Source organism: Endobacterium panacihumi (assembly GCF_050847465.1).
In the GTDB taxonomy this organism is placed as follows: domain Bacteria; phylum Pseudomonadota; class Alphaproteobacteria; order Rhizobiales; family Rhizobiaceae; genus Neorhizobium; species Neorhizobium panacihumi.
On sequence record NZ_JBOZRA010000001.1, the window covers coordinates 113,990 to 129,663 of the forward strand.

The window sequence follows — 15,674 nt, forward strand, 5'->3', positions numbered from 1 at the left end:
AGCCAGAGCTGACAAGAACCAGCGGCAGTCTCGTCGCGCTTTGGGAATGCCGATACATGCGAATTCTGAAGAAGCTGAACAGTTTTGCGAACCTTGGCCTGCGGGCCTCGACGCTGGTCTTTCGCTTCCTGCTCACCTTCTACATCGTCAAATATCTGGGTTATGAGGCAGCCGGTATTTATGGCCTGACGCTCGGTGCCGTCGGCATCATGCCGGCTTTGATCGGCTGGGGGCTGAACTATTTTGTTGCCCGCGATGCGGTCGGCGTGCCGGTCGTGACGGCGGCGGCAAAGATCAAGACGCGGCTGGTGGTGACGACGATCTCGCTGACACTGGCGACGCTTCTCGCCATCGGGCTGGCTTTCGCCACCGGTTATCCGCTCACCGCCATCTATATCCTCATCATCGCGCTAGTCTGGCTGGAAACCTATGCGCTCGACCTGCATGTGCCGATGATCGCCATGGAAATGGCTTTGCAGGCGAATATTCTGGTGTTCATCCGCTCGGCGCTGTGGGTGCCGGTCATCGTCGGCCTTGGCCTGTGGTTGCCGGAACTGCGAAGCCTTGAGGCGGTGTTTGCCAGCTGGATCCTCAGCTATGTCGTTGTCTTCGCAGTGCTCTACTGGCTGATCCGCAAGTGGCCGCTGGGCGAAATCGCCAAGGCGCCGCTGGAAGGGGAGTGGATCAAGGGGCGCCTGAAAAAATCCTGGTTCATCTATTTCAGCGATCTCGGCCTTGTCGGTCTGGTCTATGCGGACCGTTACATCGTTTCCTTCATGCTCGGCCTGACGCTGACCGGCGTCTACACCTTCTACTGGTCGCTCACCAATGCGCTGCAAACGCTGATGACCACGGCCGTGGTGCAGCTGGCGCTGCCGGTCCTGTTCAAGGCCTATAATGCCGGCTCGGCTTCCGACTGGAAGCGCATCATGAAAAACCAGTTCATCAAGGTGGCCGCACTTTCGGTGGTGCTGGGGGCGGGTGTGTTCGTCGCCAGTGAAATCCTCATCCATTTCCTCGACATGAAGGATGTCACCGAATACCGCTCGATCTTCATCATGTTGCTGCTAGCGGCCGTCATTCGTTCCTGCTCGGATCTCCTGAATGTCGGCCTGACCAGCATGAAGAAGGACAATCATTACGCCACGATCAATCTTCTCGGCGTTTTCCTGTCGGTGGCCATGGCCTTTGCCATGATCGACATCTTTGGTTTTGCCGGCACCGGCATCGCGGCACTGGCGACAGCGATCCTCGTCGCCATCGCCCGTGCGATTTTCCTCTTCAGGTTCTCGAAAACCATCGGAGTGGCGGCGTGATCGTTCTTCCGAAAAGTGACAGTTGCGCAGATTTATGCTGCGTTGCGGTAGACAGGGCTTGAATCATTGATGTACGTTTTAGCTGTCCGTCAAACGACCCATTGCGGCGGCAGCCAGATCAACCTGGTGGGGGTCGTTGTGACCCCACATCGCGCGAAAGGGTAAACATGCGCTATCTCATTACCGGCACTGCGGGCTTTATCGGTTTCCACCTGGCCAAGCGGCTGCTCGACGAGGGCCATTTTGTCGTCGGTTTCGACGGCATGACGCAATATTACGATACGAAGCTGAAAGAGAAGCGCCACGAAATCCTGGCCCGCTCCAACGGCTTCAAGGCGGTTGTCGCGCAGCTGGAAGACAAGGATGCACTGGACAAGGCCGCCGAGCTTGCCGAACCGGACGTGATCGTCCACCTCGCCGCACAGGCCGGCGTGCGTTACAGCCTTGAAAACCCGCGTTCCTACGTGGATTCCAATCTGGTCGGCTCGTTCAACATCATCGAGCTTGCCCGCCAGATCCAGCCGAAACATCTGCTGCTGGCCTCGACCTCATCCGTTTACGGCGCCAACGAAAAAATCCCGTTTGCCGAAAGCGACAAGGCCGACGAGCAGATGACCATCTATGCCGCGACCAAGAAGTCGATGGAGCTGATGGCGCACAGCTATGCGCATCTGTTCAAGGTGCCGACCACCGCCTTCCGCTTCTTCACGGTCTATGGCCCATGGGGCCGCCCGGACATGGCGCTGTTCAAGTTCGTCGATGCCATCCGCAACGATCGTCCGATCGATATCTACGGCGAAGGCAAGATGAGCCGCGATTTCACCTATATCGACGATCTCGTCGAAGGCATCGTCCGGCTGATGGCGGTGCCGCCATCCGAGGAAAACCGCGTCGTTTCCGAAGGTGTTGTCGATACGCTGTCGCAGCACGCGCCGTTCCGCGTCGTCAATATCGGTGGTGGCCAACCGGTGGAGTTGATGCGCTTTGTCGAGACCATCGAGGAAGCCATGGGCAAGCCGGCGATCCGCAACATGCTGCCGATGCAGAAGGGCGATGTGCCGCGCACCTTTGCCTCGCCGGACCTGCTGGTGGCGCTGACGAAATTCAAGCCTGAGCTGGATCTGGATTATGGCGTTCGGCGCTTTGCCGAGTGGTATAAGGAATTTTACAGCTAAAATTCGTGACAACGTCACACTTTTGCCAGATGATGGGGTTATCAGGCACCCGCCTGACGCTGATCTGACGGCCTTTAGGAGCGCTGGATGCGGAAGACAACGGCGAAAGCCTGCATAGCGATAACAGCCATGCTGATGCTTCAGTCGGGTGTCGTATTCGCGGCCGACAGCGCTTCCATTTCCTTCGACCGGGCCGATCTGGTTGCCCGTCCGGAGCCTCTGGTCATCGGCGTCGGCGTGCATTTCGGCATTGGCGGCGAATACAATTACGTGGCGGGAAAATCCGCCGCGCTCATCAAGGATATGGGTTTCAGCTCATATCGCGATGATCTGGCATGGCCGGCATTCGATCAGCCGGGTGCAAAACAGGGCCGGCCCGAGCCAAAGCAGCTTTTCGACTTCATGAAGCTGAAGCCGGCGCGGCCGCTGCTGATACTCGGCCATGGCCATCCGCAGGTGGCAGGCGGCGATCCGCCGATCACCGAAGCGGGGCGCAAGGCATTCGCAGACTTTGCAGCGCGGGCAGCGGCGGCGGCCGAGCCGTTCGATCCGATCTATGAAATCTGGAACGAATGGAACCTCACGGCGCGTTTCTCGTTGCCGTTCCTAACCGGACCCGGAAAACCCGATGATCCGCGCGCGGCGATGCATTATGCGGCGCTTGCCAAGGCGGCTGTTCCGGCGATCGCCGAGGCGGCGCCGGGCGCTCCGCTTCTGGTTGGCGCCGTTGGTGTCGACAGCGGCTGGCAGTGGACAAAAGCTGTCGTCGATGATGGTGCCGTGATGGCGCCAGCCGGTCTGTCGGTACACATGTATAACCACTGCGAGCCGGACGAGACCAAACGCAATGCGACTGAGCTGGTCGACCGTCTGGAAGACCTGCAGAAAATGCTGTCTGAAAAGGACGGCAAACAGGTGCCGATCTCGGTGACGGAATTCGGTTGGCCGACGGCAAAAAAGCCCTGCGTGATCAGCACCCAGGCACAGTCCGATAATATCGCGCAGTTTCTTCTGTGGTCCGCCGCAACGCCCTGGATGAAAGGCGCCTGGGTCTATCAGTTGAAGGACCAAGGCCGCGACGAGAACGATCTGGAGGCCAATTTCGGTCTCTTCGATTACGACTACAAGCCGAAGCCCGCGGCCTGCGCCGTGCATGAAGTGATCCGGCTTGTGAAAGATGCGAAATCCTTTCACCTGAGCCGCCCGATGCCCGACGTTTTTGTTCTGGCGATGGGTAACGGCGAGGATGTGAAACTGGCGGCATGGACGACACGCCCGGAAATCCGGGCCGAAATGTCGATGCCGGCGGGAAGGGTGGCAAAGGCGCAAGCCTTGTGCGCTTCCGAACCGCTGGCCGCGGATGCAGGTTTTGAAATAGGGGCGACACCGGTTCTGGTGGAGCTTGCAAAGCATAATACTACAGATTTTTCAGCAGATATTTCAATCAAGTAAGACGTTTTACGCCCGATTTTAAAACGGGTGGTGATGATTTCGGCGGCGCAAGGCCGACCGAGCCGGAGCAAACCAAGCGGACATAGTTCCGCGCTCCAGGCAGCATTTACCGGGGAGGGACGACCGCGATCTGCATCCAAGGGTGCATCGCGTCCCGGCTTTGGGCCGGCAGATTTGGGCAGGTGCCGCGCGGGATCGCTTGACGTGTCCCCGGCCGACGCCCTGTGCCGACACGGCACAATGTCAGGTTTCGCGGTGCGCAAGCGTCCGAAAAGCGATCAGGGTCCGGTCGTTAAAATGCAGTCCAATCCCAAAAGGGGCGATTTACAGGTTCATGTTTCACTAATTTAACGAACGGGGATGAATGATGACGGAAAATCATACAGTGGTCAGTGCGGCGACCTTCGTGAACTCCATTGGTATCAATACCAAGGGATCCACCTATAGCGACGGCTACAAGAACTCGAGCCTGATACTCGAGAGCCTGGACTATCTCGGGATCAGCAAGGTTCGCGATTCCTTCGCCGAACACGGAAAGGCCTCTCCTGTCGTTGATGCGATGGCAGATGCGGGCGTACAGTTCGATTTCCGCGTAACCTACACGCTGCCGGCCAAGGGCGACGAGGGCATTGAAGGCCACATCACCGGTCTCAAGGCATTCATGGCAAAACACCCGGGTTCGGTTATCGCCATCGAAGGCGTCAATGAAGCCAATGTCAACAGCGTCAGCTTCAACGGAATGGTCGGGCTCGATGCGGCCATTGCTTTCCAAAAGGCGCTTTACACGGCAGTGAAAGCGGAGCCGGAGCTTGCCGGCGTCACCGTCATCAACCTCAGCCTCGCCTATGACAATATCGCCGATTATGCCAAGCTTGGTGATCTCGGCGACTATTCGGATGCAGCCAACGCCCATACCTACACCCATACCGGCAAGGTTGCAGACGGGCAGGTGGAATATACGCTGGATCTGGCCAAGGGTGCTTCTGTCGGCGACCGGCTGATCGTCACCGAAACCGGTCATACGACGCTGAAGAGCGAGCCGGGCATCGGTACGTCGGAAACCGCGCAGGCCAAGTTGTTGCTTTCGGACCTTCTGCTGTCCTACGAGAACGGTGCGTCGGAAACCTATATCTACGAACTGTTCGACAACGAGGCGAGCGCACCTCGCGGCGAAAAGGAAGTCTATTTCGGCCTGTTCGAGCAGGATGGAACGCCTAAGGAAGCAGCCATCGCGCTGCATAATCTCACCACCATCCTCGGCTTCGGCGATGATGGCACCGCCGATGGCGTGCTGGATGTCGATTACACGCTCACCGGCGAACCATCCGACACGCACACGATGCTGATGGAAAAATCCGGCGGCGTCTACGATCTGGTCGTCTGGCGTGATGCTCTGGTCTTCAACGACATCACCGATACCGACATCGTCAATCCGCCGCAGACCGTGACGATCAATCTCGGCCGCACCGAAAGCATCATCCGCATCTATGATCCGATGCAGGGCCTGACGCCGATTGCCGTTTACCAGAATGTCAGCGAGTTCACGATCCCGCTCAGCGACAGCCCTCTCATCATCGAGGTTGGCGCACCCGAAGCCGTGCATGAGCCGGTCACCACCGTCGATGCCGACCTCACCATGACTGCCGCCGATTTCGTGTCGCAGATGCACAAGCTCGATGATGCGCAGGGGCTGGAAACCGTAACCCTGACGGATGGCAACGTGCTGGCCGTCTCTTCTGTCGAGACCATGGCCTACATGATCGCCAATTACGGCGCGCTGCTCGCCAAGGTGCAGGGCGGCTTCTCCTTCTCCGTCACCTATGGCGAAGCGCAGTGGACCAAGGTGCAGGAATTCGATTCCTCCGGCAATCTGACCCTCACGACCGATTACGGCATCGAAGGCGGCATCCCGGTCAGCAAGGTGAACTATTATACCGATGGTTCGCACGAGACCTGGAATTATTACATCACGGGTCAGGATTACGCGACGATCCACCAGAAGTTCGACACCAACGGCAATCTCACGCTGCTGGAACGTCTGTATGAGGATGGCTCGTTCAATTACCGGGAAATCCGGTCCGCTGATGGCACCAAGGAATACATGTATTACGATGCCGCCGGCCGGCTGGTGAACGATGTGACGGTGACCACCGATGGCACCAACACGACGCTGACCTATGACCCCGCCACCGGCAATCTTCTGACCAAGATGGTGAAGGAGGCCGATGGCGACATCTTCACCACGCAATATACCAATGGCGTGCGCACTGTTTATGCGGTGACCAGCAACGAAGGCTGGAAACAGCAGATCACCTATGATGCCACGACCGGCCAGATGCTGACCGATTACGTGGTGCAGGCGAATGGCAGTGCGGTCAACAAGACCTATGTCGACGGTGTTCTGACCAAGCTGAACACCAAGAATGCCGACGGCACCTATGACAACTGGTCCTACAACATCAAGGGCCAGGCCTATGAAACGATCCACCAGAAGAATGATGCAGCCGGCAATATCACCCTGATCGAGCGTCTGCGGGCCGATGGCACCTATGAATATCGCGAGGTGCGTGCGGCCGACGGCTCCAAGGAGTTCTTCTATTACAATACCGCCGGCAAGCTGGTGACGGATGTGCAGGTGGCCTCCGATGGCACCAGCACCACCTTCACCTATGATCCGGCGAGCGAGCAGATCATTTCCAAGGTCGTCAAGGAAACCGATGGCGATGTCTTCACCTCGCAATATACCAATGGCGTGCGCACGCTTTACGCCGTCACCAGCCATGAAGGCTGGAAGCAGCAGATCACCTATGATGCCAAGACCGGTGTCATTCTGGTGGATTACAAGCTCAATGCCGATGGCAGCGCCGTCAACAAGACCTATGTCGGCGGCGTGCTGACCAAGGAAAACACCCAGAATGCCGATGGCACCTATGACAGCTGGAACTACAACATCACCGGCCAGACCTATGTGACCATCCACCAGAAGAGCGATGCCAACGGCAATGTCACGCTGATCGAGCGCCTGCATGCGGATGGCACCTATGACTACCGCGAAATCCGCGCGACCGACGGTTCCAAACAGTATCTCTATTACGATGCGGCCGGTCGTGTGCTGAACGACGTGCAGGTGGCGGCTGACGGCACCAACACGACGTTCAAATACGATCCGTCCAGCGGCAGCGTGATTTCGAAAATGGTCAAGGAGCCGGATGGGGACCTGTTCACCAGCACCTATGTCAACGGTGTGCGCACGCTCTATGTCGCCACCAGCCATGAGGGCTGGAAACAGACGATCACCTACGATTCCAAGACCGGCATCATGCTGACCGATTACATCGCCAATGCCGATGGCAGCGCGACGAACAAGACCTATGTCGGGGGCGTACTCACCAAGGTGAACACCCAAAATATCGACGGCACGCTGGACAACTGGTCCTATAATATCAAGGGTCAGACCTATGTGACCATTCACCAGAAGAATGATGCGGCCGGCAATATCCTGCTGATCGAACGGCTGCACACGGATGGCACCTACGATTATCGCGAGGTGCGCTCCACCGACGGTACGCGCGAATACATGTATTACGACACAGCCGGCCGGCTGCAGAACGACGTGACGGTGGCGCCTGACGGCACCAACACGACGCTGAAATACGATGTGGCCAGTGGCGACATGGTCTCCAAGATGGTCAAGGAGCCGGATGGAGACCTGTTCACCACAACCTACACGGATGGCATCCGCACCGGTTATAATTATGTCGGCCACCTGGGGGACAAGCAGACGACGACCTATGACAAGGCCGGCGTGATGCTGACCGACTATGTGCTCAACACCGACGGCAGCGCATCCAACAAGACCTATGTCGGCGGCGAGCTGATGAAACAGAACATCCTGAATGCCGATGGCACCATGGACAACTGGGCCTATAACGTCACCGGCAAGACCTATGTCACCGAACATCAGTCGACCGATGCCAGCGGCAAGATCACGGCGATCGACCGTTTTCACGCGGATGGCTCCTACGATTACAAGGAGCAGCGCTTCTCCGACGGATCGAGGGATGTCAGCACCTATGATGCCAAGGGCACGATCCTCTACAAGTCGGAGATCGAGGCCGATGGTTCGCGCATCGTGCATGCCTACAAGCAGGATGGCACGGGCGATATCTGGAGCGATCACATGAACGCCAACGGTGACATCTTGTCGCGTGACATCACCCATGCGGACGGCCGTCACGATCTTTATGCCTATGCCAACGGCCAGACGCTGGATGGCGGCGCCGGCAACGACACCTTCTATTTCCGCACCACCAGCGACGGAAAAATGCTGTACGAAGGTGGCAAGGACACGGTGTTCAACTTCAACAACGATGCCAGCGGCCCAGACTATATCGATATCGACAGCAACTGGGCTGCCAGCTTCGACGACCTGAACATGGCGCAGCAGGGCAATGACGTGCTGATCACCTTCAACGACCAGAACTCGATCCTGATCAAGCAGTCGACGGTTTCCGCCCTCCAGCAGCATCACGACAACTTTGTCTTCAGCTGATCCTTGCTGAACCCGCAAGCTTGGAACCCGTCGCCACATTGCGTGGTGGCGGGTTTTCTGTTCATGCTTTTCGGGATGGCCAAGTGCGGCTTTGCTATGGGCCTGTCCGCCCTTATGGTCGCTCGCAGTTAAGGCGGGTGGGACCATGAGTTTTTCGAACCACGACATCATCATCGTCGGCGCGGGTTTTTTCGGCGCCACCATTGCCGAGCGGGTGGCGAGCGAACTCGGCAAGCGCGTTCTGCTGATCGACCGCCGTCGCCATATCGGCGGCAATGCCTATAGCGAAAACGATCGCGAGACCGGCATCGAGGTGCACAAATACGGCGCGCACCTGTTCCATACGCCAAATCGGGTTGTGTGGGATTATCTCAACCGTTTCACCCAATTCACCGATTATCGCCATCGGGTGTATTCGACCTATCAGGGTCAGGTTTATGCGATGCCGATCAATCTCGGCACGATTTGCCAGTTTTTTGGAAGGCATATGAGCCCCGATGAAGCGCGGGCGCTGATGGCGGAACAGGCAGCGGAACTTGCCGGGCGTGAACCGCAGAACCTTGAAGAAAAGGCGATCTCGCTGATCGGTCGTCCGCTCTACGAGGCCTTCATTCGCGGTTACACCGCCAAACAGTGGCAGACCGATCCGCGCGAACTGCCGGAAGGTATCATCACCCGCCTGCCGGTGCGATACACGTTCGATAACCGCTATTTCAACGACCCCTATGAGGGACTGCCGGTCGATGGCTATACGGCGATTTTTGAGCGCATGCTCGGCAATCCGCTGATCGAGACCCGGCTTGGCGTCGATTATTTCGACGTGAAATCTGAAGTCCCGGAGTGTGTGCCGCTCGTCTATACCGGGCCGATTGACCGGTATTTCGACTATCGTGCCGGCGAGCTGAAATGGCGCACGATCGATTTTCAGGAAGAGATTTTGCCGGTCGGCGATTTTCAGGGCACGGCTGTCATGAACTATGCCGATGAGGATATGCCCTATACCCGCATCCTCGAATTCCGGCATTTTAATCCGGAGCGCAGTTACCAGACGGAAAAGACCGTCATCGTGAAGGAGTTTTCACGGTTCGCCACCCGTGCGGATGAACCCTATTACCCGATCGATACGGTTGAGGACAAACGCGTCTACCTTGCCTACAAGGCGCTGGCGGACGAGGAAAAAAACGTCATCTTCGGTGGGCGGCTCGGCACCTATCGTTATCTCGACATGCATCAGGCCATTGCCGCAGCGCTAAAGTCTTTCGAGAGTGAGGTCAGGCCGGCACTGACATGAATATTTCCCCGGCAGAGTTCATCCGCAACAACCTGCGTGTCGAGCCCGCTCGGTTTTTGCCGGAAATTTCTCTCTACACAGCGCATCCCGGCAGTCGTCTCAGCCAGCTCGGCGGGTATGAAGGTGAACCGCCTTACTGGGCTTATGGTTGGGCCGGCGGCACGGTTCTGGCGCGGCATTTGCTGGATTTCCCCGAGACGGTGCGTGGCAGGCGCGTGCTCGATCTCGGTTGCGGCTCCGGTGTGGTCGGCATCGCTGCCGCCAAGGCTGGTGCCTCACATGTTCTGGCTTCGGATATCGATGCCTATGCGCTTGCGGCGACACGGCTCAATGCGGCGCTGAACGAAGTGGAGATCGATCTTGCGGAGGGTGACCTGACCGGTGGTCCGCTGCCGGAGGTCGATATCGTTCTGGTCGGTGATCTGTTTTATGACAAGGCAACGGCGGCAAGGATTTTGCCGTGGCTGTCTGCCTGTCGGGCGGCTGGCAAAACCGTATTGATCGGCGACCCATTTCGCGCCCATCTGCCCCAAGACAGTTTAAAGCTTGTCGCCAGCTATGACGTGCCGGATTTCGGCTCGGGCAATGGCAGGGCAGGCGTGTTCAGCCTGCCCTGAATTGCTTCAGGCCTTCACCTTCGGCTTTTGCCAATAGGCGCTGATGCTCATCAGCTTGCGATCATGACCGCGGCTTTTCAGAAAATCGCGGATGGCACGGGCCTCGGTCTTTTCGCAGCCGCCCCAGATATAGGTGTTTTCAGGCGCAGTCTCGGCGGCTTCCTTTACGCGCGCTTCCAGCAGGCGCATCGTGCCGGCCTTGCCGCCATTGCGGTGCAGCCATGTCACTTCGAGATTGGCCTTCGAGACGAGTTCCTGCTCTTCCGCCGCATTATCGACTTCGATAAAGGCACGGATGGTCGAGGTTTTTGGCGCTTCCGCCACCATGCGGCAAATGGCGGGCAGGGCGGCTTCATCGCCGGCGAGGATGATCGAGCGCGCATGCGCCACGCCGTCGCCTCCCGGGCCCATGATGCCGATCACGTCGCCGGGCTTGGCCGACACGGCAAACTCTGCGCCCGGCATCGCTTCGCCATCGCTCTCATGCAGCACAAAATCGATATCCAGCTGGCCACGTTCGCGATCGACGCTGCGGATCGTGTAGATGCGCACCGCCATGTCCTTTTCGTCCGGCCATGCCACGCGCCCGTCCGGGCGCATGCCGGGCCAGACCGGCGTGCCGTCATGCTGGGGGATCAAGAGACGCACATGCAGACCGACGCCGATGAACTGCTCGACATTGCGGCAGGAGACAGTGACCCGGCGCATATGCGGCGTGATCTCTTTCGTCCCGACCACCGTCGCCTCGCGAAAACTCGGCAGCGCATCCGGGTTCGGTTCTTCCGCCCAGATCAGGTCCAGCGGCTCGTCACCGGCGAATTCAAACAGGTGTTCGGCGATCATGCTGCGCGCCGACACGATGAATTTCTGAGCCGGGCAATCGAGCTCGATGGCGAGTTTGTTGTCGACGATATCGATCCGCGCATTGCCGATGATGGTCACCAGCGTCGCGCCGTTTTCATGGCGGTGCACATCGGCATGTTCGACAAAATGCTCGCAGATTTCCTCCAGCATGCGGTGGGTATCGGCGGGCACGGCGGTGCCGGAGAGGGTGAAATGTTCAGCCATCATCATGGCACACGTCCTTTCGGTTGATCAAACGGGTTTGCGCCGGCATCGGCGTCACAGAAGGTAGCTCACCGGTTCCTGTCGAACCGGATGCATGAAGACGCCCATGTCGATGCCAAAGATTTCCTGCAGCCTGTCGGCGCGGACGATATCGGCCGGTGTGCCGCGCGCAACGATACGGCCATTGCCGAGCGCCACCATGCGGTCGCAATAACGGGCGGCGAGATTGATGTCGTGCAGCACGACGATGACGGTCAGGTCGCGCTCGTGGCAGAGATCATGCACCAGCGAGAGCACGCTGGCCTGATGCGAAAGGTCGAGCGCCGAGGTCGGTTCATCGAGCAGGATGCAACGGGCGTCCTGCGCCAGCATCATGGCGATCCAGGCGCGCTGGCGCTCGCCACCCGACATGCTGTCCACCAGCCGATCCTCGAAACGGACAAGATCGGTGCGCTCCAAAGCTTCATCCACCTTGGCACGGTCGGCATCGGAAAAACGGCCGAGCGCGCCATGCCACGGAAACCGGCCGAGCGCCACCAGTTCGCGCACCGTCATGCCGTCGGTCTGCGGGGTAAACTGCGGCATATAGGCGAGATGCCGCGCAAACGCACGATTGCCCCATTCGCCGGTCGCCTTGCCATCCCACACGATATTGCCGGCGGTGGCGCCGATCTGACGCGCGATGATTTTCAAAAGCGTGCTCTTGCCCGATCCGTTCGGGCCGACAAGCCCGTAGACATGGCCCGGCTCCAGAGAAAGGTCGATATCGTGGAGGATATCCTTGCCGGTGGCCGAATATCTGATGCCGGAAAGTAAAAGGAATGTCTGGGCCACTTTTGAGAAAGCTCCGGTCGGAAATGCATAAGGGCGGAAGGATGATTTCCTTCCGCCCCCGATTACCTGCAAAACCTTTCCGACAATGTCAACTTACCAAGTCTTGCTGACCTTGAAAGTGATCGTGCGGGCGTCACCGTAACCGCATGCACCGTTGGTGCGGCAGGATTCGACATAGGTCTTGTCAAACAGGTTGGTTACGTTGAGCGATGCCGCCCAGCCTTCCTTCTTGTAGCGGATGGCCGCGTCGAAAACGGTCGAATCCGGTACCTGCAAGGTGTTGAGTTCGTCGGCCCAGGATTTGCCCTTGTGACGGACACCCGCACCAAGGCTGAGGCCTTCGAGAGCACCTTCGGTGACACTGTAATCGACCCACATCGAGGCCATGTAATCCGGCACGATGTAAGGGGTCTTGCCGATCAGGTTCGGGTTTGGATCGTTTCGGGTGACTTCGACATCATTGTAGCTGAACGAGCCGAGCAGCTTCCAGTTTTCGTTGATGTTGACCTTGCCTTCAAGCTCGAAACCCTTCGATTCCACTTCGCCAAGCTGGTCGGTGAACGGGGCGACGGGGATGGATACCGAGTTGTTCTTCTTGTTGATGTGGAAGACGGACGCCGTGAACGAGGCATCCATGAAGGTCGGATCGTACTTGATGCCGGCTTCGTACTGTTCACCTTCTTCCGGCTTGAGCGGTCCCTGGGCACCGCGACCGACCAGAGGGTTGAAGAAGGTGGCGGCGCTGACATAGGGCGTCACGCCGTTTTCGAACTCGTAGGCCAGACCTGCGCGGCCGCTCCAGGCGCTGTCGGAATCCTTGAAGCTGCCGGAGGGTGTCAGGCGGTTCTCGAAGTCGGTGTCGACATAATCATAGCGGCCGTTGAGGGTGACCAGCCAGCCGCTACCGAAGCGGATCTGGTCTTGCGCGTAGAGGCCCACCTGGTTCATCGTCACGTCTTCGCTGTAAAGCGCGCCGGGCGTCGGCTGGGTCTGGCCGTAGTTCGGGTTCAAGACATCAATGTTGCCGTTGTAAGGCTGTGGCGGCGAGAAGCCCGCGCCAAAGACCGAGTTCTGGACGTTGTCGATATGGTAGAGACGATAATCGACGCCGACCATGATCTTGTGTGTCGCGCCACCGAGTTCGAATTCGTTTTCAATGCGGTTGTCCCAGGCCAGCGTATCGCTGCTGGTATCACCCATGAAGTTGATGCGCTGCAGTTCGGTCGGGCTGGCCCAGAGCGACGGGTAGACAAGGTACTCGTACTTGTCGAGATGGCCATAACGCGCGTTCGAGGAGAACTTCCAGCCGCCTTCGAATTCATGCTCGAACTCGTAGCCGATCATCTGCTGGTCGTAACGGCCGGTGTCGAGATCCGGTTCGCCGGGGAAGAACTTTCGGGAAATCTTGCCGACGCCGGGGCGATCGACGACCGTGCCTTCGTAAGGCAGGAAGCCATTGCCCGTATGAACCTGATCGAGGCCACCGGCATAAGCCCAGATGGTGAATTTGGTCGCTTCATCCGGAGTGAAGGTGAGCTGCGGCATGATGAAGCCGCGCAGGTCGTTCGTGTAGTCGGTATAGCCGTTGCCGCCGGCAATCTTGCCGGTCAGGCGGTAGGTCATCGTTTCGCTGGCACCGACCTTGTCGGAAATATCGAAACCGGTGAAGGCATTGCCGTTCGTATTGATGCCGGCCTCGGTGTAATAATAGGGTTCGTCGGTCGGCCGCTTGCGAACCATGTCGACGATACCGCCGGCATTGGCGCCGCCGTAAAGAACCGATGCCGGGCCCTTCAGGATGTCGACGCGTTCCAGCATGAACGGATCAACCTGGAAATTGCCGAAACCGTAAGCGAAGAGATTGAGGCCATCCAGATAGACGCCGGTCTGGCTCGCATCGAAACCGCGGATGTAATACCAGTCGGTATCCGGGTCGGTGCCGAAATTCTGGGTGGCGACGCCGGCCGTGTAACGCAGTGCCTCATCGACCTTGTTGACGACACCGCGGTCCTCGAGTTCTTCCCGACCGACGACAGAAACCGCCTGCGGTACCTCATTCAGGGGCGTATCCGTCTTCGAGCCGGCTTTCGTCTGCTTGGCGACGTAACCCTTGACCGGGCCGGTGCCGGTGCCATTGCCCTGACCTTCGACGACGATCGTCTGGAGCTGCGTCGAATCCTGCGCGACGGCCGGGAAAGCCGCCATGATGGCAATCGCCGCCGCAGAGGCCTTCAGGCCGAGACCGATATTCACAGACTTAGTTTTCTTACGCATATGCACCCCTCAATGCCCCCTCGGGCCTTGTCATTAAGTTGAGCAGTTAACTCAAATTAATCTTCGCGGATTGCTGCGATCTGGGAAAATTGAAGCTTTTTGGGCAAAATTGAATGCGGCGAGCAAATGTCGTCAAAGTGTTGCCAAAAGGGCAGCGCGGCTGTTCTCAGGTGATCTGCGTTCGTTTCCAACGCGCCGGTGTCGTGCCGATATGCTGGCGGAAAACGCGGGTAAAATGCGCCTGATCGGAAAAGCCAATTTCGGCCGCAATCGTGGTCAACGGTTGGTCTGAACCGGTGAGCAAGGCCTTCGCCTTGTCCAGTCGCGCCTTCATCTGCCACTGGTGTGGCGCCATGCCGGTCGAAACCTTGAACGAATGGCTGAAATGCGATTGCGACAGGCCGGTCAGGTCCGCCAGTTCTTCCAGCCGAATATTGCGCAGGCAATGCGCGTCGATGAATTCGGTGGCGCGCCGCAATTGCCATGGCGCGAGCGCGCTGCGTTTACGGGCACTAACTTTTTCGATCTTCAACGCCGAGATGATCAGCGCCAGGCAAAGGCTGTCACCGTAGAGGTCATGCAGCGGGGTCGGATTGGAAATCTCGGCTGCAATCAGTTCTGCCAGCGACATGATGCTGGCATCGGCAAAAAGCAGGTTGGGATGGTTGAGGCGGTCGGGGTCGATCTCGTCCATCAGACGACGGCCGATGCCGTTTGCGTCAAAATGCAGATCGAGATGGCGCAGGCGCTGAACGCCTTCGATGTCGACCCATAATTCCATCTCGGCCGGTACGTAGGAGATCGGGCTGGTGTTTCTGTCCTGTCGGCCGCCGCCCTCCGTAGGGGAGCGCTTGACCGTCGGGCAACCCTTGCCGCTGTGATCAAGAACGATGAACAGGCGAGGGTCCTGGGCCACATAATGGCCGCCGGCATAACTGCCGCATTCGACATCCCAGAGATCGGCAACAATACCGTTCCATGCACGGCGGTGCAGGCTGCCGACGGCAAAGCCCTCAATCCTGTTCTGCATCCTCGGTTGGAATGTCATGTGCCCCTCAGGCTTTTCTTCTTAAACCTTCCTTTCTTTATCAAGTA

Annotated in this window: 10 protein-coding genes; 6 read left to right on the forward strand and 4 right to left on the reverse strand. The window is 58.4% G+C overall.

Features of this window, described 5'->3' with window-relative positions:
• The first annotated feature begins 56 nt into the window (after positions 1-56).
• From ACRQ1B_RS00545 to ACRQ1B_RS00570, 6 genes are all read left to right on the forward strand, one after another.
• Positions 57-1,316, forward strand: coding sequence for an MATE family efflux transporter (locus ACRQ1B_RS00545; protein ID WP_432291732.1), 1,260 nt, complete (start codon positions 57-59; stop codon positions 1,314-1,316).
• A gap of 167 nt (positions 1,317-1,483) precedes the next feature.
• A complete protein-coding gene (locus ACRQ1B_RS00550) occupies positions 1,484-2,491 on the forward strand; it encodes an NAD-dependent epimerase (RefSeq protein WP_432291733.1) in 1,008 nt (335 codons plus the stop codon).
• 87 nt (positions 2,492-2,578) lie between these two features.
• Positions 2,579-3,943 carry a glycoside hydrolase 5 family protein gene (locus tag ACRQ1B_RS00555; protein WP_432291734.1) on the forward strand — a complete coding sequence of 455 codons (1,365 nt, stop codon included), beginning with the start codon at positions 2,579-2,581 and terminating at the stop codon, positions 3,941-3,943.
• 367 nt (positions 3,944-4,310) lie between these two features.
• Complete coding sequence (locus ACRQ1B_RS00560; RefSeq protein ID WP_432291735.1) at positions 4,311-8,495, forward strand: hypothetical protein; 4,185 nt, start codon at positions 4,311-4,313, stop codon at positions 8,493-8,495.
• Between the two features lie 145 nt (positions 8,496-8,640).
• A complete protein-coding gene (gene glf, locus ACRQ1B_RS00565; protein ID WP_432291736.1) occupies positions 8,641-9,786 on the forward strand; it encodes a UDP-galactopyranose mutase in 1,146 nt (381 codons plus the stop codon).
• Positions 9,783-10,403 carry a class I SAM-dependent methyltransferase gene (locus ACRQ1B_RS00570; RefSeq protein WP_432291737.1) on the forward strand — a complete coding sequence of 207 codons (621 nt, stop codon included), beginning with the start codon at positions 9,783-9,785 and terminating at the stop codon, positions 10,401-10,403. Before glf ends, ACRQ1B_RS00570 begins: the two co-directional genes overlap by 4 nt.
• 6 nt (positions 10,404-10,409) lie before the next feature.
• Here the strand turns inward: ACRQ1B_RS00570 and ACRQ1B_RS00575 are convergent, their stop codons facing one another.
• The 4 genes from ACRQ1B_RS00575 to ACRQ1B_RS00590 form a co-directional block, all read right to left on the reverse strand.
• On the reverse strand, positions 10,410-11,477 hold the full coding sequence (locus ACRQ1B_RS00575; RefSeq protein WP_432291738.1) for a DUF2218 domain-containing protein: 1,068 nt from the start codon (positions 11,475-11,477) through the stop codon (positions 10,410-10,412).
• A gap of 48 nt (positions 11,478-11,525) precedes the next feature.
• Positions 11,526-12,305 (reverse strand): ABC transporter ATP-binding protein, encoded by a 780-nt coding sequence (locus ACRQ1B_RS00580; RefSeq protein WP_432291739.1) that lies wholly within the window; start codon positions 12,303-12,305, stop codon positions 11,526-11,528.
• A 93-nt stretch (positions 12,306-12,398) separates the two neighbouring features.
• The gene (locus tag ACRQ1B_RS00585) at positions 12,399-14,579 is read right to left on the reverse strand and encodes a TonB-dependent siderophore receptor (RefSeq protein WP_432291740.1); all 2,181 of its coding nucleotides are present in this window, start codon (positions 14,577-14,579) and stop codon (positions 12,399-12,401) included.
• Positions 14,580-14,745: 166 nt separating this feature from the next.
• A complete protein-coding gene (locus ACRQ1B_RS00590) occupies positions 14,746-15,627 on the reverse strand; it encodes a helix-turn-helix domain-containing protein (protein ID WP_432291741.1) in 882 nt (293 codons plus the stop codon).
• Positions 15,628-15,674 lie beyond the last annotated feature (47 nt).

Excerpts from the sequence above, each read along its gene's own strand:
- ACRQ1B_RS00545 (WP_432291732.1), top strand. The coding sequence starts at position 57 with ATGCGAATTCTGAAGAAGCTGAACAGTTTTGCGAACCTTGGCCTGCGG.
- ACRQ1B_RS00550 (WP_432291733.1), top strand. The coding sequence starts at position 1,484 with ATGCGCTATCTCATTACCGGCACTGCGGGCTTTATCGGTTTCCACCTG.
- ACRQ1B_RS00555 (WP_432291734.1), top strand. The coding sequence starts at position 2,579 with ATGCGGAAGACAACGGCGAAAGCCTGCATAGCGATAACAGCCATGCTG.
- ACRQ1B_RS00560 (WP_432291735.1), top strand. The coding sequence starts at position 4,311 with ATGACGGAAAATCATACAGTGGTCAGTGCGGCGACCTTCGTGAACTCC.
- glf (WP_432291736.1), top strand. The coding sequence starts at position 8,641 with ATGAGTTTTTCGAACCACGACATCATCATCGTCGGCGCGGGTTTTTTC.
- ACRQ1B_RS00570 (WP_432291737.1), top strand. The coding sequence starts at position 9,783 with ATGAATATTTCCCCGGCAGAGTTCATCCGCAACAACCTGCGTGTCGAG.
- ACRQ1B_RS00575 (WP_432291738.1), bottom strand. The coding sequence starts at position 11,477 with ATGATGATGGCTGAACATTTCACCCTCTCCGGCACCGCCGTGCCCGCC.
- ACRQ1B_RS00585 (WP_432291740.1), bottom strand. The coding sequence starts at position 14,579 with ATGCGTAAGAAAACTAAGTCTGTGAATATCGGTCTCGGCCTGAAGGCC.
- ACRQ1B_RS00590 (WP_432291741.1), bottom strand. The coding sequence starts at position 15,627 with ATGACATTCCAACCGAGGATGCAGAACAGGATTGAGGGCTTTGCCGTC.